General features: G+C 69.1%; 18 protein-coding genes, 4 tRNA genes and 1 pseudogene. 14 read left to right on the top strand and 9 right to left on the bottom strand.

Going from position 1 to position 16,877, the window contains the following annotated elements; all coding sequences use genetic code 11:
* Window positions 1-2: 2 nt before the first annotated feature.
* Genes K0O62_RS24740 through K0O62_RS24715 form a run of 6 tightly spaced genes read right to left on the bottom strand, consistent with a single transcriptional unit; the run spans window position 3 to window position 6,878 of the window.
* Window positions 3-1,004: an asparaginase gene (locus tag K0O62_RS24740; RefSeq protein ID WP_073856598.1), complete on the bottom strand. Its 1,002-nt coding sequence runs from the start codon at window positions 1,002-1,004 to the stop codon at window positions 3-5.
* The gene (locus K0O62_RS24735) at window positions 1,004-2,155 is read right to left on the bottom strand and encodes a M24 family metallopeptidase (protein ID WP_073856597.1); all 1,152 of its coding nucleotides are present in this window, start codon (window positions 2,153-2,155) and stop codon (window positions 1,004-1,006) included. The genes K0O62_RS24740 and K0O62_RS24735 overlap by 1 nt, the downstream gene beginning before the upstream one ends.
* 17 nt (window positions 2,156-2,172) lie before the next feature.
* Entirely contained in the window at window positions 2,173-3,402 is a 1,230-nt protein-coding gene (locus tag K0O62_RS24730; RefSeq protein WP_073856596.1) for an NAD(P)/FAD-dependent oxidoreductase, read from the bottom strand.
* Window positions 3,392-4,135, bottom strand: a complete 744-nt coding sequence (locus K0O62_RS24725; RefSeq protein WP_073856595.1) for a GntR family transcriptional regulator — start codon at window positions 4,133-4,135, stop codon at window positions 3,392-3,394. Before K0O62_RS24725 ends, K0O62_RS24730 begins: the two co-directional genes overlap by 11 nt.
* The gene (locus K0O62_RS24720) at window positions 4,132-5,553 is read right to left on the bottom strand and encodes an amidase (protein ID WP_073856594.1); all 1,422 of its coding nucleotides are present in this window, start codon (window positions 5,551-5,553) and stop codon (window positions 4,132-4,134) included. The genes K0O62_RS24725 and K0O62_RS24720 overlap by 4 nt, the downstream gene beginning before the upstream one ends.
* A gap of 11 nt (window positions 5,554-5,564) precedes the next feature.
* The gene (locus K0O62_RS24715; protein ID WP_073856593.1) at window positions 5,565-6,878 is read right to left on the bottom strand and encodes an MFS transporter; all 1,314 of its coding nucleotides are present in this window, start codon (window positions 6,876-6,878) and stop codon (window positions 5,565-5,567) included.
* Window positions 6,879-7,074: 196 nt separating this feature from the next.
* On the opposite strand from K0O62_RS24715, the gene K0O62_RS24710 reads away from it, so the two are divergent.
* Window positions 7,075-7,437: a group I truncated hemoglobin gene (locus tag K0O62_RS24710; protein WP_073856592.1), complete on the top strand. Its 363-nt coding sequence runs from the start codon at window positions 7,075-7,077 to the stop codon at window positions 7,435-7,437.
* A gap of 420 nt (window positions 7,438-7,857) precedes the next feature.
* Window positions 7,858-8,532: pseudogene (locus tag K0O62_RS29105) on the top strand (PGRS repeat-containing protein); the annotation flags it as partial.
* Window positions 8,533-9,132: 600 nt separating this feature from the next.
* Here the strand turns inward: K0O62_RS29105 and K0O62_RS24700 are convergent.
* Window positions 9,133-9,208 (bottom strand) — tRNA-Lys (locus tag K0O62_RS24700).
* Between the two features lie 140 nt (window positions 9,209-9,348).
* On the opposite strand from K0O62_RS24700, the gene K0O62_RS24695 reads away from it, so the two are divergent.
* From K0O62_RS24695 to K0O62_RS24660, 8 genes are all read left to right on the top strand, one after another.
* Window positions 9,349-9,421 (top strand) — tRNA-Glu (locus tag K0O62_RS24695).
* 41 nt (window positions 9,422-9,462) lie between these two features.
* Window positions 9,463-9,539 (top strand) — tRNA-Asp (locus tag K0O62_RS24690).
* A 39-nt stretch (window positions 9,540-9,578) separates the two neighbouring features.
* Window positions 9,579-9,652 (top strand) — tRNA-Phe (locus tag K0O62_RS24685).
* 66 nt (window positions 9,653-9,718) lie between these two features.
* Entirely contained in the window at window positions 9,719-10,321 is a 603-nt protein-coding gene (locus K0O62_RS24680) for a YdcF family protein (protein WP_073856590.1), read from the top strand.
* 25 nt (window positions 10,322-10,346) lie between these two features.
* Entirely contained in the window at window positions 10,347-10,700 is a 354-nt protein-coding gene (locus K0O62_RS24675; RefSeq protein ID WP_073856589.1) for a Fe-S protein, read from the top strand.
* 19 nt (window positions 10,701-10,719) lie between these two features.
* Complete coding sequence (locus K0O62_RS24670; protein WP_073856588.1) at window positions 10,720-11,304, top strand: TetR/AcrR family transcriptional regulator; 585 nt, start codon at window positions 10,720-10,722, stop codon at window positions 11,302-11,304.
* A gap of 47 nt (window positions 11,305-11,351) precedes the next feature.
* Entirely contained in the window at window positions 11,352-11,954 is a 603-nt protein-coding gene (locus tag K0O62_RS24665; protein ID WP_073856587.1) for a TetR/AcrR family transcriptional regulator, read from the top strand.
* 61 nt (window positions 11,955-12,015) lie between these two features.
* Window positions 12,016-13,578: a phytoene desaturase family protein gene (locus tag K0O62_RS24660; protein WP_073856586.1), complete on the top strand. Its 1,563-nt coding sequence runs from the start codon at window positions 12,016-12,018 to the stop codon at window positions 13,576-13,578.
* Here K0O62_RS24660 and K0O62_RS24655 read toward each other — a convergent pair.
* Window positions 13,575-13,727 (bottom strand): hypothetical protein, encoded by a 153-nt coding sequence (locus K0O62_RS24655; RefSeq protein ID WP_165636981.1) that lies wholly within the window; start codon window positions 13,725-13,727, stop codon window positions 13,575-13,577. The two genes, K0O62_RS24660 and K0O62_RS24655, sit on opposite strands and share 4 nt — an antisense overlap.
* A 38-nt stretch (window positions 13,728-13,765) precedes the next feature.
* Window positions 13,766-14,113 carry a UBP-type zinc finger domain-containing protein gene (locus K0O62_RS24650; RefSeq protein WP_073856585.1) on the bottom strand — a complete coding sequence of 116 codons (348 nt, stop codon included), beginning with the start codon at window positions 14,111-14,113 and terminating at the stop codon, window positions 13,766-13,768.
* Between the two features lie 60 nt (window positions 14,114-14,173).
* Here K0O62_RS24650 and K0O62_RS24645 point away from each other — a divergent pair, with 60 nt between their 5' ends.
* From K0O62_RS24645 to K0O62_RS24630, 4 genes are all read left to right on the top strand, one after another.
* On the top strand, window positions 14,174-14,614 hold the full coding sequence (locus tag K0O62_RS24645; protein ID WP_073856584.1) for an SRPBCC family protein: 441 nt from the start codon (window positions 14,174-14,176) through the stop codon (window positions 14,612-14,614).
* A 92-nt stretch (window positions 14,615-14,706) separates the two neighbouring features.
* A complete protein-coding gene (locus K0O62_RS24640) occupies window positions 14,707-15,144 on the top strand; it encodes an SRPBCC family protein (RefSeq protein ID WP_073856583.1) in 438 nt (145 codons plus the stop codon).
* A 59-nt stretch (window positions 15,145-15,203) separates the two neighbouring features.
* Window positions 15,204-16,118 carry an LLM class F420-dependent oxidoreductase gene (locus tag K0O62_RS24635; RefSeq protein WP_073856582.1) on the top strand — a complete coding sequence of 305 codons (915 nt, stop codon included), beginning with the start codon at window positions 15,204-15,206 and terminating at the stop codon, window positions 16,116-16,118.
* 53 nt (window positions 16,119-16,171) lie between these two features.
* Window positions 16,172-16,870, top strand: a complete 699-nt coding sequence (locus K0O62_RS24630) for a GntR family transcriptional regulator (protein WP_073856581.1) — start codon at window positions 16,172-16,174, stop codon at window positions 16,868-16,870.
* Window positions 16,871-16,877 lie beyond the last annotated feature (7 nt).

The following is a 16,877-nucleotide window of genomic DNA, read 5'->3' as shown; positions in this document are numbered from 1 at the left end:
GCTCAGCCGTCCCCGGCCGCGCCCTCGGCCATCAGCAGGGCCTCGGCCTTGTCCCGGGGATGCCCGGACCGCAGCAGCAGGGTGAGCAGCACCCGGGCCTTGAGCGCGGTCAGCTGGCCGGACGGAATGCAGCCGCGTCCGATCAGGTCCAGTTCGGCACCCGGTGAGCCATAGGTCTTTTCGAGTACCGCACCGGCCCGGGTGCGGGATGCGTAGACCACCGGGATGTCGCGGGCGAGTTCGCCGAGCGCCTCGGCGACGGCGCCGCTGACATGCCCGCCGCCCAGGCCCTCGACCACCAGGCCCTGATATCCGCACCGGGCGACGGCGTGGATCAGATCGGTGTCCTGGTCGAGCACGGCCGTGAGCAGGGCGACCCGGACCGCGTCCCCGCGGTCGGAGTCCAGCAGCGCGGGCAGCGCCGGGGCGGGGTCGCAGCGCAGCAGGGTGGCGCGTCCTTCGTGGATGACCCCGAGATCGCTGCGGCCGACCGACCGGAACGCGTCGACACGGTGGGTGTGGGTCTTCTGCACCCATTTGGCGGAGTGGATCTGGTCGTTCATCAGCACCACGGCGCCGCTGGTGGCATAGGTCAGTTCCGGATCCAGAGCCGCGCTGATGGCGGCCTGGAGGTTCGCCGCCGCATCCGAACCCGGCGCGCTGGGCGCCCGCATCGCCGCGGTGAACACCACCGGGGTGTCCAGTGGGCGCAGCAGGCTCAGCGCGTACGCCGTCTCCTCCAGGGTGTCGGTGCCCTGGGTGATCACCACGGCGTCCGCACCGCGATCGGTCTGCTCGCGCACTTCCCGTGCCAGGCGGACGATCTCGTCGAAACTGATCTCGGATGAGTCGGTCAGGCTCCAGGGCACGGATCGAACCTCGACACCGTTGACGGGTGACGTGTCGGCGGCATTGATGCGCGGCACCAGGCCGGCGCCGTCGGCGCTGGGGGCACAGGCGATGGTGCCGCCCATCGAGATGACGGCGACGGTGGGGGCGCGCATCAGCCGACCTCGGGCAGGCTGCGGGGCCCGTGGGTGAGCAGTTCACAGCCGGCGTCGGTGACGACCACGGTCTCGCTGATCGCGGCGCCGGCCGCAAACAGCAGCATGTGGAACACCATGCCGGACTCCAGCTTCCGGCTGGTGCGGTGATCGATGTCGAGCGCGAAATCACCTGAGGTGGGGTGGAATTGGATACCGAGGCCGTAGCCGACCCGGTTCTCGTAGCGGTCGATCAGTTGGGCGTCCAGGACCGGGCGCCGGCACAGGTCGGCGATGTGGGCGGCCGGTACGCCCGGGCCCATCGCGGCGATCGCGGTGTCCTGGGCGGCGCGCAGGATGTCGTGTGCACGCAGCAGCGCGTCATCGGGACGGCCGAGCACCGTCGAGCGCATCTGCTTGGCCCAGTACTGCCGGTGGATGCCGGGCAGTTCCAGGCGTAGTCGGTCACCGGCCTCCAGCGTGCGCCCGGTCTGCTGTCCGTGGAGCTGGATGGTGCGCCAGCCGCTGCAGATGGTGCCACCGAGCCCGCCGAAGAACGAGTCGTGCCCGTGTGCGGCCTGGGCCTGGGCCACCGCGGCCGCGATGTCGAGTTCGGTGGCGCCGACCCGGGCGGCGGCCAACCCGGCGGACACCGCCGCCGACGCGATGAGGCCGGCGGCCCGGATGTAGGCGATCTCCTGGGCGGACTTGATCTGGCGCAGTTCCTCGACGATCGCGTTGTGCGAGACCAGTTCCGCGTTCGGCAGCAGCGACCCGATCCGGCGGAACCGGGTCAACGGCAGGAAGGCCGAGTCCAGTTCCACTGCGACCCGTGCGTTGTCTCCGCACAGCTCGGCCACCGCGGCCGCCGCCAGGGCCTCGGGGTCCTCGCCGTCGAAATATCCGCGGCGGTCGGTGACCCACGAAAGCTCCTGGGCTACCGGGTCTTCCAGCGCCCGTTCGATGAGGACCGGATCGCCGGCGGCGGGGATCAGCAACGCGTGGTAGGCGAAGAAGCCGTCATGGAAGAACCCGCTGAGCCAGGCGATGTTCTCCGGCTGATGCAGCAGCAGCGCGTCGAGACGATGACGCTCCATCTCGGCCTGCGTGCGCTGCAGGCGGGCGCGGTACTCCTCGACGGAGAAGTGCAGCTGCTGGGGGACGGCGCTCACGGGGTTGGTGTTCCTCTCTAGATGGTGTGCCCGAGAGTGGCATTCACCATCTCGGTGATGGTCCGCCCGGTGGGGACGGCCAGGGTCATGCCCAACGTGCCGTGGCCGGTCGCGACGAACAGGCCGGGGTGCCGTCCGATCGGGCCGATCACGGGGACACTGTCGGGGGTGCAGGGCCGTGCCCCGCTCCAGACCTCGAGATCATCGATGTCGAGGTCGGCCAGGGCGGGCAGGGTGGTGGCGGCGGCGTTCAGGACGGCCTGCATCCGGCCGCGTTCGGTGCGGGCGCCGGGCCGGACCAGATCGAAGGTGCCCGAGATGCGCACCTGTCCGCTCTCGAAAGGTGTGCACGCGACCCGGTGCTCGGCGATCTTGAGCGGGCCCTGCAGTTCGAACACCGGGGGAAGGGTCACGCTGCAGCCCCGGCCGGACTGCAGTGCGAGGCGGACACCGCAACCCCGGGCCAGCCGGGCGGTCTGCTCGCCGGCCGCGAGAATCACTGCGGAACCGGACAATTCGCGGTGTGGGGTGCGCACCCGCCAGCCGCCCGCCACGGGGGTGGCGGCCAGCATGGACTCCTGTTCGGCGACCTCGCCACCGGCGCGGGTGATCCCCCGGGCCAGTGCCGCGGTCATCGCGTCGGGCCGCACGCTCGCCTCGTCGGGCAGGTACAGGCCGCCGATCACGTCATCGGCCAGCGCGGGTTCGTGGGCCTTGGTCTCGGTGGCATCGAGTTCCACGGCGTGGCCGCGGTAACCCGCCTCCTGCACCTGCGCGTGCGAGGTCCGGAAGGCGGCCAAGGCATCCGGGGACCGGAACGCCACCAACAACCCGCTGCGGTGCACCTCGAAGTCCAGTTCGGCGGCGAGTGCGGCGACATCGGCGGCGGCATCGGCCGCGGATGTCGCCAGCGCGCGCAGCGAACGCCGGCTGCGGTCGGCGCGGCTGTTGCGCAGGAAAGCCCATCCCCACCGGGCGAGCGCCCACGTCGGAACCTGGCGCATCGCTATGGGGCCGGCGGGATCCAGCATGGCGCGCAGGGCCTGTGGCACCGCGCCGGGCGCGTTGAACGGCTGTACCAGCGACGGGGTGATCCAGCCGGCGTTGCCCCAGGAGGCACCGCGCCCGCAGGTGGCCCGCTCGATCACGGTCACCCGGTGCCCGGCCCGTGCGAGGTGGTAGGCGCTACTGAGCCCGATCACCCCGCCGCCGACGACGATGACGTGCCGAGCGGATTCAGTGGCCACCGTCTGCTCCGGTGAGATTGGTGATCAGCTCGACCAGCGAGCCGCGCGGGGCGCGGCCGCGCGGGTCACCGTGATCGTGGCTGCGCAGCAGATCCGCCAGCCGGATCTTCGCATTGGCCAGGCTGTGCATCATCAGCGCGTGCGTTCCCGGACCGTCGCCGGCCTCGGCGAGTTCCACGAAGCGCGAATTCTCCGCGACGATGTAGCCGCCGGCATCGGCCTGGGCGATGGTGGTGAACAGCAACTTGTACGGCCGCACCCGCACCCAGGTGGACTTGATCACCCGCAGCAACTGCCGGTTGGCGACCGCGCCGTGGATGAGCAGCAGCAGCTGTTCGTCCAGTTCCAACACCGTGACCAGGTCGTCCTCGTCGACGGCCGTCCGCAACGCGGCCATCGTCGACCGCAACCGGGTCAGCCGCTCCGGTGTCATGCGCTCCACGCCCATCTGCAGCGACGGGGGTTCGATGATCTGGCGCAGGTTGTAGTAGTCGTGCAGGTCCTCCAGCGACAGCCGGGCCACCACGGCGCCCTTGTGCGGTTCCTGGGTGATCAGGCCCGCTTCTTCCAGCCGGATCAGCGCCTCCCGAACGGGCATGGTGCTCAAGCCCATTCCCTGGGCGAGGTCACGGACCTGGAGTCGTTGTCCCGGTGGCAGGGCGCCGGCCAGGATCCACGAGCGAAGCTGCTCGAACGCGGCCTGCGGCGGGCTGAGCCGGGTCACCTCGGTCATGACAGGTCACCCGAGGCGGTCCGCGCGGCGTGCACCGGCGGGCGCCACCGTGCCCAGTCGAGCTCGGCTTCCAGTTCGGCGGCCAGCGTCAGCACCGAGGTCTCCTCGTAGGCCCGCCCGGCGATCTGGACGCTCATCGGCAGGCCGTCGGCGAGTGTCACCGGCACCGTGATGGCCGGTTGGCCGGTGGCGTTGAACACCGCGGCCGCCGACTCCATCCGGCCGACCGGGCTGTCGTAGTACTCGTCGAGGTCCATATCGGGGGAGTAGTCGCCGAGCAGGGGTGGCGGGCCGGGAAGCGCCGGCGTCAGCAGCATGTCGTAGTCGGCCATGAACGCGGCGAAAGCACGTGTGGCGCGGTCGACCTCGGCGAGAGCGTCCAGTACGTCGATAGGCTGCAGCCGGCGCGCACGGCCGACCAGGTCCCAGGTCAGCCCCTCGACGTCGGCGGGGCGCTCGGTGCTGGAGACGTCGGCCCAGCCGCGCACGGTATCCAGCGTGCCAAGTGCCCACAGGTCTTTCATCGCCTCGAAAAGCGACTGCCAGTCGATCGTCGGCGTCGCCTCGTCCACGGTGTACCCGAACTGCTCACACTGTCGCGCGGTACGCACCGTCGTCTCGACGGCCGCGGCATCGGGGGCGGGCAGCCACGGGGCGTGGGTGGCCACCGCGATCCGCGAGGCCGGCGGGACGGGGAAGTCCAACGGCGGCACCGCGTACGGATCTCCGGGTTCGGTGCCCTCCAGCACGGCCAGGGCATGGGTGGCGTCGCGCACCGACCGGGTGAGCACGAACTCGGTGTGGAAGTCCCCGGGCGCGGGGCCGGCCGGTGCCGACGAGATGCGGCCGCGGCTGGGTTTGAGCCCGACCAGCCCGCAGCAGGCGGCCGGAATGCGGATGGAGCCACCGCTGTCGGTGGCGTGCGCCATCGGCACCACACCGGCCGCGACCGCCGCCGCCGCGCCACCGCTGGACCCGCCGGCGGTGCGCCGCGGATCCCACGGGTTGCGGGTGGCGCCGAACCGCGCCGTCTCCACCGTCGCGGTGATGGCGAATTCGCATGTGGCCGTGCGGCCTATCGAAATCAGGCCGGTTTCGCGGAAGCGCCTCGCCAGTGCCGACTCGGTACCGGTGAGTTCATCGCCGACCGCGCGGCTGCCCATCCACTGCCGGCGGCCGTGCTCGTGCGCACCGAAGTCCTTCATCAAGAACGGCACGCCGGCGAACATCGCGTCGGTGTCGATGGGCTCCGGTACCCGAGGGTCGTCGTACACCTCCACCACCGCGTTGATCTCGGGATTGACTGCCAGACAAGCTTCCTGCGCAACGTCGAGGAGTTCGGTGACGGTGGTGGAACCCTCGGCGATCAACCCGGCCAGCGCGGTGGCGTCGAAGGAGGTGTATTCGCTCAGTTGCATGCCGGGGCCGATCAGTCCTGTGCGGCCGAGGTTTTGGCGGGTGCGGTTTCCTTCATCGTCACCAGTCCGAACAGGGCGATGGCGCAGACTGCGATCAGCACGAAGCTCGGCGCGGCCGCGGTCCCGGTGGAATCGATCAGCCAGGTCGCCAAAAACGGTGTGCCGCCGGCGAACAGGCCGATACCGAGGGTGAACGGAATGGCGAATCCGCTGAACCGGACCTCGGCGGGCATACCCTCGACGAACGCGGTGGCGAAGGTGCCGTCGTTGAGGCTGAACATCGCCACGAACAGCAGTTGGACGGCCAGTGCCGTGCCGAATCCGGCGGCCCCGAGCAGCAGGAACGCCGGGTAGCTGATCAGGATGAACAGCACCGCATTGGCGATCAGCACCGGTTTGCGGCCGATCCGGTCGGACAGCGCGGCGGCCCCGAAGAGCAGTGGCAGGTAGACCACCAGGGCGATGGTGGCGATCAGGTTGGACGCTGTGGCGCTCAGGGCCACCTCCTCCTGGAAGTAGGTCACCATGTAGGAGAGCACCAGGTAGTAGCCGCCCGCGTTGACCGCCATGATGCACAGCATTCGCACGACGCTGCGCCAGTGGTGCTGGAAGACCTGTGCGACGGGGGATTTCGCGATCTTTCCGTCTGCCTGCAGGGCCAGGAACTCAGGCGACTCGTCGAGCTTGGAGCGGATGTACCAACCGATCAGGCACAGCGGGCCGGCCACCAGGAACGGGATACGCCACCCCCACTCGGTCATCGCGTCCTCGCCGATGACCGAGAACATCGCGGTGATGAGCAGCGAGGCGACGAGGAAGCCGGCGGCGGCGCCGATCGGCACCACGCTGATGTAGCGCGCCCGCTTCTCCGGTGGGGCGAATTCGCCGATGAACACTGCGGCGCCGGAGTATTCGCCGGATGCGCAGAAGCCCTGCAGCAGGCGGGCGATCAGCAGCAGCAGGGCGGCCGCCCAGCCGATCGAATCGTAGGTCGGCAGCAGGCCGATCAGGGAGGTGATGCCACCCATTCCCAAGATCGTGATGGCCAGCACCTTCTTGCGGCCGAGCTTGTCGCCGTAGTGGCCCCAGAACATCCCACCGAGCGGATACATCAGGAAGGACACCCCGAAGATCGCGAAGGTCTGCAGAATGGCCAGCGACGGGTTGTCGGTGGGGAAGAAGACCGCGGCCAGCGTGACCGCCATGAACGCGTAGACGGCGTCGCCGAAGTACTCCACGAAGGTGCCGACACCGGCTCCGGCCACGACGTGGCGGGCCGAGCGCTGATCGGGTGGTGCGACAGGTCGGGTGGTGCTGGCGGTCATCCGAAGGGGCCTTCCGTCCGGGTTGCCGGGGTGCTCACCGCTTTGTGATCACATCTTGCGAAAATTTGATCACATCTTGGAGGGGTGTGCGCGGTGAACGGAAAATCCGGTGCCGCAGGTCTTCTGTGAGGGTCTTGTATCCCGCCGGGCACCTGGCGGATACGGCGCGGCAATCGGGCCGCGATCTGCTCGGCCGATGAACATCTACACACAGATCGGCGGTGCCGAGGCCATCGAGGCGGTGGTGGAGGACTTCTATGCGCGCGTGCTCGCCGACCCCGAACTGGCCGGCTTCTTCACCGGTACGAACATGGCCCGACTCAAGGGCAAGCAGGCCGAGTTCTTCTGTGCCGCCCTCGGCGGGCCGGAGCCCTACACCGGTGCACCCATGCGGCAGGTGCACCAGGGCCGTGGCATCGCCGTGCGGCACTTCGATCTGGTCGCCGTGCACCTGTCGGACAGCCTGGCCGCGGCCGGGGTGCCCGGTCCGGTGGTGGCCGAGATCATCGCGGCGATCGCACCGCTGTCGAGTGAGATCGCGACGGCGCGCGGCGCCTGAGCGGCGCCTGACCTTTGTGTCACCCGGTCGGCTGACGAATACGTTAATTTGTGCTGTTCTTCGCTGAAATCGCATCCTGACGCGCTAATCTGCGCGAACATGCTCGCTCCACGACAGGTGGGGTACAGGCCTCACCTGTTGCGGCTCGCCGTTGAGCTCTGGCGAAAGGGTGAGCACGTGGGTGCACATGGGACGAAGCGGAAAACTCCGGCGTGGTTTGCTGGCGGTGTGCTGGGTGCGGGTGCCCTGGCGCTTGCCGGGCCCGCCGGCATCGCTTCGGCCGGGCCCGCCGACAGCGCGACGTCATCGGTGGAAAGCGTCATGCAGTGTGTCATCGGCACCGTCGGAGTCGGCTGTGACGCACCGGACCACTTCATCGGCGCCGGCGGCGACGCCCCTGCGCCTGTCAACCTTGCGGCAGTGCTCGGCGTCCCGCTGTCCTGCGGACTGATCTGCAACGGCGCCGCCGGTACTGCGGACAACCCCAACGGGCAGAACGGTGGCTGGCTGTTCGGTAACGGCGGAAACGGTTGGAACAGCACCACCGACGGGCTGGCCGGCGGTAACGGCGGCAAGGGCGGAATCATCGGCAACGGTGGCCATGGCGGCAACGGCGGCCTCGGCGCCGATGGCGGTGACGGCGGCAACGCCGGAATGATGGGCAACGGCGGTGCGGGCGGCCGCGGCGGCGCGGGAACCCTGGGAGCCTCCGCCGTGACCCCCATTGCGGGGACGGCCGCCGGCGGCAGCGCCGGGCTCAATGGCAGAAACATCGGCGGTGCCGGCGGCACCGGCAGCGCGGGGACCCTTGGCCAGATCGGTGGCAGCGGGGGTGCGGGTGGCAGCGGCAACGGCGGCAGCGCAATTCTTGAGAACACCGATGCCGGCGGTGGGATCGGCGGCACGGGTGGCGTCGGCGGCGTGGGCATCGATGTCGGTGCGGCCGGCGCCGGTGGCACTGCCGGCAATGGCGGACGCGGCGGCGACGGCGGCACGCTGTTCGGTAACGGTGGCGCGGGCGGAACCGGGGGCCAGGGTGGTCAAGGCGGGTCCGGGGGCGCGGGCGCGACCGGTGGGGTTGGCGGTGAGGGCGGCTACGCCGAGGCACGTTCGACGTTGCCGGCCAACGCACTAGGCGGCACGGGCGGCACGGGCGGCGTCGGCGGTACGGGTGGCGTCGGCGGTACGGGTGGCGTCGGCGGTACGGGTGGCAACGGCGGTAGTGGCGGAATGTTCGGTTCCGGCGGTGCGGCGGGCGCCGGCGGTGCCGGCGGGCAAGGCGGTTCGGGCGGCGTCGGGGGTGACGGTGGTTCCGGCGGCGAGGGCGGAGACGCCTTTTCGATCGCCATCGGTTCGGGTGAGCGCGCGGACGGCGGCAACGGGGGTGTCGGGGGCGGCGGCGCCGTCGGCGGTTCCGGCGGCAACGGCGGGACCGGCGGGTCAGCGGGTGTCGCGGGTTCAGCCAAACCCTTCGGTCAGAAGGGTTCTGACGCTGACGATGGGGTAGGCGGCGCCGGCGGGACGGGTGGCGCAGGCGGTGCGGGCGGAACCGGAGGTTCCGGCGGGACCGCAAGTTCGGGCGGGGATGGCCACGCCGCGCCCGGCGCATCGGGCGGCACCGGCACGAGGGGCGGCCACGGCAGCCCGGGCAACTCGGGTGGTCCCGGCGGGGAGTGAGCGGCGCCGCGAGTCACGTGGTGCCCCCACCAGGGCTCGAACCTGGGACCTGCGGATTAAAAGTCCGTAGCTCTACCAACTGAGCTATAGGGGCAGTGGTGCAACAGAATACTGGGAAGCCCCTGTTCGGGGCGGGTGGGGGTGCCCAATTTGGGATATTCGGGGGGCGTGTCCTAAGCTATCGAAGCTTCCAACGTCACCGGCGTTGAGAGCGGCCCGAAGAAATTCGGATAGGCCCCCATCGTTTAGCGGCCTAGGACGCCGCCCTTTCACGGCGGTAGCACGGGTTCGAATCCCGTTGGGGGTACGACGCCCAGGTGGTGACACACTTGGGTAGCAGTAGAGCAAGGCCCTGTGGCGCAGTTGGTTAGCGCGCCGCCCTGTCACGGCGGAGGTCGCGGGTTCGAGTCCCGTCAGGGTCGCCATCTCGGCGAGGTATCCCGGTCGCGAGACCGGGGCCTTCCGGCCAGGTAGCTCAGTTGGTACGAGCGTCCGCCTGAAAAGCGGAAGGTCGCCGGTTCGATCCCGGCCCTGGCCACTCAGATCGAATCGACAAAATTGTCGCCTCCGTAACATCTTTCCCAGCGATCACGATCAACAACACGTGTCGCAATCATTCGGGGATGAACAGCGCAATCGTTGCAAGACCATCGTCGGTGCGGTGCTGCTCGCATGCGCCCTCGCCTGCGCCGCGGCGCCGGTGGCCGGGGCGCAGCCCACGGTGCCGGTGGCGGGCAAGGACTTCTCCAAGCCCGCGATCGTCATCCTCGGTTACGGCCTGACACCCCAGGGTTGGATGCGCCCGATTCTCTACACCCGGGTGTTGACCGGCCTGGCGGTCGCGCAGGCCTTCCCGCAGTCCCCGATCATCGTCACCGGCGGCAACCCGCGTAACGGCAAGTCCGAGGCCGGTGAGATGCGCAACCTGCTGCGCACGCTCGGGTTCCCCGCCAACCGGATCATCGTCGAGGACAAGGCCAACAGCACGGTCCAGAATGCACAGTTCTCCGTGCCATTGGCGAAGAAGGCGAACACCTCGGGGATCATCCTGGTGACCTCTTCGACGCATCAGGGCCGCGCGGACCGCAACTTCGCCGATGCCGGTGGCAATATCCTGGCCACGGTCAGCTTCCCGGACGGGAATCCGGCGACGAACATCAGCCAGCTCGTGCGCGACGTGCTCAGCCCGGTGACTCCCTTCCGCTGAGCCGACGTGACGCTACGCTGTCCGGATGGAGCTACTACGCGACGTAGTTGTATTGCTGCACATCGTGGGATTCGCGGTCACCTTCGGCGCGTGGGTCACCGCCGCGGTATCGCGGGAGCTCCGGTTCACCCGGACGATGGATTACGGGCTGGTGCTCTCACTGGTCACCGGCCTCGCGCTGGCCGCGCCGTGGCCGGCCGGCATCGAACTCAACTACCCGAAGATCGGGCTCAAGCTGGTCCTGCTGGTCGCGCTGGGGGCGGTGCTCGGTATCGGCAGCGCGCGGCAACGCCGGACCGGGCAGGCCGTGCCGCGGCCGTTGTTCGTCGCGGCCGGCGTGCTGTCGGTGACGGCCGCCGCCGTCGCCGTGCTGTGGTGACCCGTTCTATGGTGACCGGGTGACGACGGAAGTGGCCGGGGCGGACTTCAGGTCGCGGCTGCTCAGCGCATTCGAGGCCTCGATCGCCGAGGACGGCTACGCCAAGACGACCATCGCCGACATCGTGCGCCGGGCCCGCACCTCGAGGCGGACGTTCTACGAGCATTTCTCCAGCAAGGACGAATGCTTCATGGCGCTGCTCGCCGAGGCCAACGCCGAGCAGGTGCGCTCGATCGCCGCCGCGGTCGACCCGGACGCGCCGTGGGAGCAGCAGGCCCGCCAGGCCATCGAGGCCTGGATCGCCTCCGCGGAGTCGCGGCCCGACCTCACCCTGAGCTGGATCCGGGACGGGCCGTCGCTGGGTGCTGCCGGCCGCGAGCTGACCCGCGAATCGATGGAGAAGTTCGTCGAGTTGGTGACCGGGTTGGTGGACAGCGCGCAGTTCCGGTCCGCCGGGATCGGGCCGGTGTCCCGGCAGCGCATCATCATGCTGATCGGCGGTCTGCGTGAGCTGACGGCGATCGTCGTGGAGAACGGCGGCAAGATGAGCGACGTCACCGAAGAGGCCGTCGAGGCAACCATCGCACTACTCGCCCCGCGCTGAAACACGCCGTGTCCGGGGCGAATCCGTCGCTCCGGTACGTTGAGCGGATGGTTCGGCCCGCGCAGACTGCTCGCAGTGAGCGGACCCGCGCCGCATTGCGGCAGGCGGCGGTGGTGCGGTTCCTGGCCCAGGGCGTCGAGGACACCTCCGCCGAGCAGATCGCCGCCGACGCCGGGGTGTCGCTGCGGACCTTCTACCGGCACTTCGCGTCCAAGAACGATCTGCTGTTCGCCGATTACGACGCCGGCCTGGAATGGTTCCGCGCCGCGCTGGCCAACCGGTCGCCGCAGGAATCGATCGTCGAGTCGGTGAATTCGGCGATCCTGCAGGCCCCCTACGACATCGACGCGGTCGCCAAGATCGCCGAACTGCGCGCCGAGGAGCTGGAACCGGGCGTCATCGTCCGCCACATCCGCCAGGTCGAGGCGTCGTTCGCCGAAGTGGTCGAGGAGCACCTGCGCGGGGACGACCCGCCGCGCCCCGGCACCGATGCCGCGCTGCGGGTCACCATCGCCGCCCGCTGCATCGCGGCGGCGGTGTTCGGGGCCATGGAGGTGTGGATGCTCACCGAGGAGCACTCGCTGCCCGAGCTGGCCCGACTCTGCCGTACCGCGTTGGATTCACTGGAATCGGGAGTCATCGGGCGCTGACCGCACCCTTCCAGTTTTGACAATATTGACAAAACATTCCCCTCGGTGTCAGCCTGGGGTGATGGCGGACTTCGACGCGATCGTCATCGGCGCGGGCCACAACGGGCTGGCCGCCGCCACCCTGCTGCAGCGCGCCGGAGCGCGCACCCTGTGCGTGGACGCCAAGCTCTACGCCGGCGGAATGGCTTCCACCGTAGAGCTTTTCGACGGATACAAATTCGAGATCGCGGGGTCTCTGCAGTTCCCCACATCGGCGGTGGTCAGTCGTGAACTCGGTCTGGACGCGCTTCCCACCGTCGACGTGGAGGTGATGTCGGTTTCGTTGCGCGGCAACGGCGACGACCCTGTCGTCTACTACACCGATCCGATGCGCCTGCTCACCCACCTCAACGAGGTGCACGGGGCCGAGGCCGTCAACGGCATGGCCGGGTTGATGGCCTGGAGTATGGCGCCGACCCGGGCGCTGGGCCGCTTCGACGCCGACGCCCCGCCCAGATCCCTCGATGAGATGTACGCCTGCGCGCACAACGAATTCGAGCGCTCCGCGATCACCGACATGCTGTTCGGTTCGGTCACCGACGTGCTCGACCGCTACCTGCCCGACCCGGAGAAACACGGTGCGCTGCGCGGCATGCTCAGCTTCCTCGCGGTGAACACCACCTACCGTGGCCCGGCCACCCCGGGCAGTGCCGCGGCGCTGGCCTTCGGGCTGGCGGTACCCGACGAGAACGCCGTGCTGATGAAGAAGCTGCGCGGCGGAATCGGCGCGCTCACCACACATTTGGCGACGCTGCTGACCGACGGCGGGGGAGAGCTACGGTTGCGGTCCCAGGTTCGGGAGATCTGCACCGCCGACGGACGGGTGACCGGGGTGCGACTCGCCGACGGCACCGCGATCAGCGCGCCGATCGTCGTCTCCGCCGTCGCTCCCGACCTCACCGTGACCGGCCTGCTCGACGCCGCAGCGGTGCCCGCCGAGGTCCGGGATCGCTACACCCGGGTGGATCACCGCGGCAGCTACCTGCAGATGCACTTCGCGCTCGACGGCATGCCCACCTTCGCCGATCCCTACGGACTGCTCAACGACCCCCAGATGCAAACCGCCATCGGCCTTTTCAGCACGCCCGAGGAACTGCAGCAGCAGTGGGAGGACAGCCGGCGCGGCATCGTGCCCGTCGATCCCGCCATCGCGTTGCAGATGCCGTCGGTGCGGGACCCTGATCTGGCGCCGCCGGGCAAGCACGCGGTCTCGGCGTTCTCGCTGTGGTTCCCGGTCGAAGCGGCCGCCGCGGCCTACGGTGACCTCAAGAACGAGATGGGGCAGCGCGTCATCGACAAGATCACCAGGCTGGCACCGGATTTCGAGAGCCTGATTCTGCGGCACACCACATTCACCCCGAAACACATGGGCACCATGTTCGGCGCGCCCGGCGGGGATTACTGCCACGGCCTGATCCACCCCGGGCAGATGGGACCCAATCGGCCGGGCCCGCGGGGGTTCCGCGGGCAGGAGCTCCCGGTTTCGGGGCTGTACCTGGGCAGCGCGGGCTGCCACGGGGGGCCGGGTATCACGTTCATCCCCGGCTACAACGCGGCCAGGGCTGCACTGGCCGACGCGGGTTAATCGTTGGTGGCGGGGCCGTCCGGGGCCGCGCCACCCTCGTCGGTCCAGTCGGAACGGTCCTCGGCGCCCTTGGCCGGGTCGCTCTGGACGTCGTCCTCGGCGCCCTCGGGGCCGGAGTTCGATGAAGTGGTCTTGGGATCGGGAGTCACGCCTGCTCAGATACCCGAATCGGCAGCTCCGGAAACGGTCAGCGTCCCCGCAGTTGTTGCAGCCAATCCTTCGGCACCCGCCCCCGCGGGCCGGGAGCCGGCTGACTCTCCGGATGCGCCTGGGGGTCAGCGAGTTCCGGGCCGTCGTAGTACTCGTCGGTGGCGTAGTTCCAGAACCAGTCCTCGCCGGGCTCGAAGCTGCGGATGATGGGATGGCCGGTATCGCGCCAGTGCGCGGTGGCATGCTTGGCCGGCGAGTCGTCACAACAGCCGATATGCCCGCAGGCCGCGCACCTACGCAGGTGAACCCACCAGCCGTGCACCGCGTCGCATTCCACACAGCCGGTGCCACTGGGGGCCTGGGTGGGGTCGACGTCCACGGACACGAGTCTAGGAGCTGCGGTGAATCGGCGCGTGCGAACCGAACCGGTCGCTACTGTCGGGCGATGGCAACCAGTGTGTCCCGTGATGTGGTCATCGAAGCGTCCCCGGAGGAGATCCTCGCCGTCGTCGCCGACGTCGAGTCCACCCCCACCTGGTCACCGCAGTATCAGAAGGCCGAGGTTGTCGACCGGGACGCCGAGGGGCGCCCGCACCGCGTCATCCAGACCATCAAGACCGTCGGTATCAGCGATCAGCTGACCATCGACTACACCTGGGAGCCGGACAAGGTCAGCTGGGTCCTGGTGAAGGCGAGTCAGCTGAAATCGCAGAACTGCAGCTACACGCTGACCCCGCAGGGTGACAAGACGCTGGTGACCTTCGACATGACCATCGACCTGGCCATCCCGCTGCCCGGATTTCTGCTCAAGAAGGTGATGAGTGGTGCCATCGATGTGGCCACCACGGGTCTGCGCAAACAGGTCCTCAAGGTCAAGAAGGGCTGAAGTTCGGTTTGCTACCAGCGGCGACGTCAATAAATAAATTGCAGTTCGATCAAATCCTTGCGCCAGTCTAAGGCCGGTCTTATATTTGCTTGATGGCTGTCAGGGCATCGAGGGAAGTTCTCTTCGACGCCTCGCCGGAGGCGATTCTGGATGCGCTCGCCGACATCGACGAGGTGCCGAACTGGTCCACGCTGCACCGGTCCACCGAAGTGGTGGACCGCCATCCCGACGGCCGGCCGCACCACGTCAAAGCGACCGTGAAGATCATGGGCATCACCGACAAGGAGATGCTCGAATACCACTGGGGCAACGACTGGATGGTCTGGGATGCCCGGGACACCTTCCAGCAGCGCGGCCAGCACGGCGAGTACAAGCTGATCCGCGAGGGAGACCGCACCCGGGTCCGGTTCGACCTGATCATCGATCTCGTCGCGCCGATCCCGGAGTTCCTGATCCGCCGGGCCAAGAAGATGGTGCTCGACTCGGCCGTCGACCGTTTGCGTACTCAGGTCACCCGTAACCACGGCTGACGATCCGATCATCCTGAGCGAAACGGAATCATCGGGGCCCGGGGATTGCTGTCCGGTACATGTCCACCGGAATCGTGCTCTTCCCCAACCGCCAGGCCGACAATTACGTCGACGACGCGATCGCCCAGGCCCGCCGGGCCCATGATGTCGGCGTCCGGCAGATCTGGCTCGCACAGCAATTCGACCATGACGCGATCGGGCTGGCCGGCCTGATCGGCGCCGCGGTGCCCGGCCTCGGCGTCGGTACCTCCGTGGTGCCGCTCAACCCGCGCCACCCGCTGGTCATCGCCGGCCAGGCGCAGACCGCGCAGGCCGCCGCGCACGGCAACTTCAGCCTGGGTATCGGCCTGGGCTCGCATAAGCCGGAGGAGGTCGCCTTCGGCACCAGTTGGCCCCGCCCGGTCGCCCGGCTTCGCGAATACCTCCAGGTGCTGCGGTCGATCTTCGATGACGGCGAGGTCGACTTCCACGGCGCCGAGTTCACCGCCGGCCCCCAATGGCCGGTATCGGTGCCCGGTGGCACGCCCATCCCGCTGTACGTCGCGGCCATGGGACCCAAGGCCTTGCAGGTGACCGGTGAACTGGCCGACGGCACCCTGCCCTACCTCGCCGGGCCGCGCACCATCGGCGACTTCATCGTCCCGACGATCACCGGCGCGGCTGCGGTGGCAGGGCGGCCCGAACCGGCGACCATCGCGTTCGTGCCGGCCCTGGTCACCGATGACGTGGCGGCCGGTCGCGAAGTCGCCGCGCAGGCCCTGGAGTTCTACGCCTCCATCCCGTCGTATCAGCGGGTGATCGAACGGGAGGGCCTCGACTCGCCCGCCGACCTGGCCGCCGTCGGCGATGCCGAGACGGTCCGAAAGCACCTGCGGCGCTATCTCGACGCGGGTGCGACCGACGTCGCGATCAGTCCGCTCGACCATTCGCAACCCGCACTGTCGCTGCTGTGGGAGGTCACCGCCGCACTCTGATGTCTAACCGTGCCGAAACAGCGGTGCAACACAACCCGCCTAACCTCTGCGGCATGGGGGCGCGACGTTCGGTACTGCTGGAACGTCTGATCGTCGAGCGGGTAGGCACATCCCAGCACGGGGTGCTCACCGAACTGCGCCGCGCGATCCTCGACGGCGGGGTGCCGCCGGGCACACCGATCCCGCTGGCCGAGGTCGCCGAGTTGTTCGGGGTCAGCCAGATTCCGATCCGGGAGGCGTTGAAGACCCTTGTCGCCGAGGGCCTGATCGCACACCGGCGCAACGGCGGATACACAGTCGCGTTGCTGACCGCGCAGGAACTTCGCGAGATGTACATCGTCCGTGAGACTTTGGAGGCCGCGTCGCTGGCCGCCGCGGTGCACAACGCCACCGATACGGACCGGGCCGCGGCCGTGATCGCCAATCAGCGCCTGGAGCAGGCCATCCGCGACGGTGATGCGGGGGCATTTCACCGCGGCAGCAGGCAGTTCCACGCCGCGCTGACCGGGCCGTCGCGGATGCATCGGCTGCTGCACATGCTGGAGAACGCCTGGAACATCACCGAGCCTGTGCAGTCCATGGTGCACGTCAGCCCCGCCGACCGCTCGGCGCTGCACGCCGATCACCGTGACATGCTGGAGGCGTTCCTGGCCGGGGACGCCGAGGAACTGCTCGCGGCCTCGCAGCGGCACGCGGCCCGGCTCAACACCGTCATCGCCACCCTGCCGCGCAACACCGGCCTGCTGGCCTGAGGGAATA

This window comes from Mycolicibacterium diernhoferi (assembly GCF_019456655.1).
GTDB lineage: Bacteria > Actinomycetota > Actinomycetes > Mycobacteriales > Mycobacteriaceae > Mycobacterium > Mycobacterium diernhoferi.
The sequence above is the reverse complement of the archived record's forward strand: the minus strand, read 5'-3'. Positions and strand labels throughout refer to the sequence as shown.

Bases quoted from the DNA above. Each gene is read 5' to 3' on its own strand.
- K0O62_RS24740 (WP_073856598.1), bottom strand. From the start codon at position 1,004: ATGCGCGCCCCCACCGTCGCCGTCATCTCGATGGGCGGCACCATCGCC.
- K0O62_RS24725 (WP_073856595.1), bottom strand. From the start codon at position 4,135: ATGACCGAGGTGACCCGGCTCAGCCCGCCGCAGGCCGCGTTCGAGCAG.
- K0O62_RS24720 (WP_073856594.1), bottom strand. From the start codon at position 5,553: ATGCAACTGAGCGAATACACCTCCTTCGACGCCACCGCGCTGGCCGGG.
- K0O62_RS24715 (WP_073856593.1), bottom strand. From the start codon at position 6,878: ATGACCGCCAGCACCACCCGACCTGTCGCACCACCCGATCAGCGCTCG.
- K0O62_RS24710 (WP_073856592.1), top strand. From the start codon at position 7,075: ATGAACATCTACACACAGATCGGCGGTGCCGAGGCCATCGAGGCGGTG.
- K0O62_RS24675 (WP_073856589.1), top strand. From the start codon at position 10,347: ATGGAGCTACTACGCGACGTAGTTGTATTGCTGCACATCGTGGGATTC.
- K0O62_RS24665 (WP_073856587.1), top strand. From the start codon at position 11,352: ATGGTTCGGCCCGCGCAGACTGCTCGCAGTGAGCGGACCCGCGCCGCA.
- K0O62_RS24660 (WP_073856586.1), top strand. From the start codon at position 12,016: ATGGCGGACTTCGACGCGATCGTCATCGGCGCGGGCCACAACGGGCTG.
- K0O62_RS24645 (WP_073856584.1), top strand. From the start codon at position 14,174: ATGGCAACCAGTGTGTCCCGTGATGTGGTCATCGAAGCGTCCCCGGAG.
- K0O62_RS24640 (WP_073856583.1), top strand. From the start codon at position 14,707: ATGGCTGTCAGGGCATCGAGGGAAGTTCTCTTCGACGCCTCGCCGGAG.
- K0O62_RS24635 (WP_073856582.1), top strand. From the start codon at position 15,204: ATGTCCACCGGAATCGTGCTCTTCCCCAACCGCCAGGCCGACAATTAC.
- K0O62_RS24630 (WP_073856581.1), top strand. From the start codon at position 16,172: ATGGGGGCGCGACGTTCGGTACTGCTGGAACGTCTGATCGTCGAGCGG.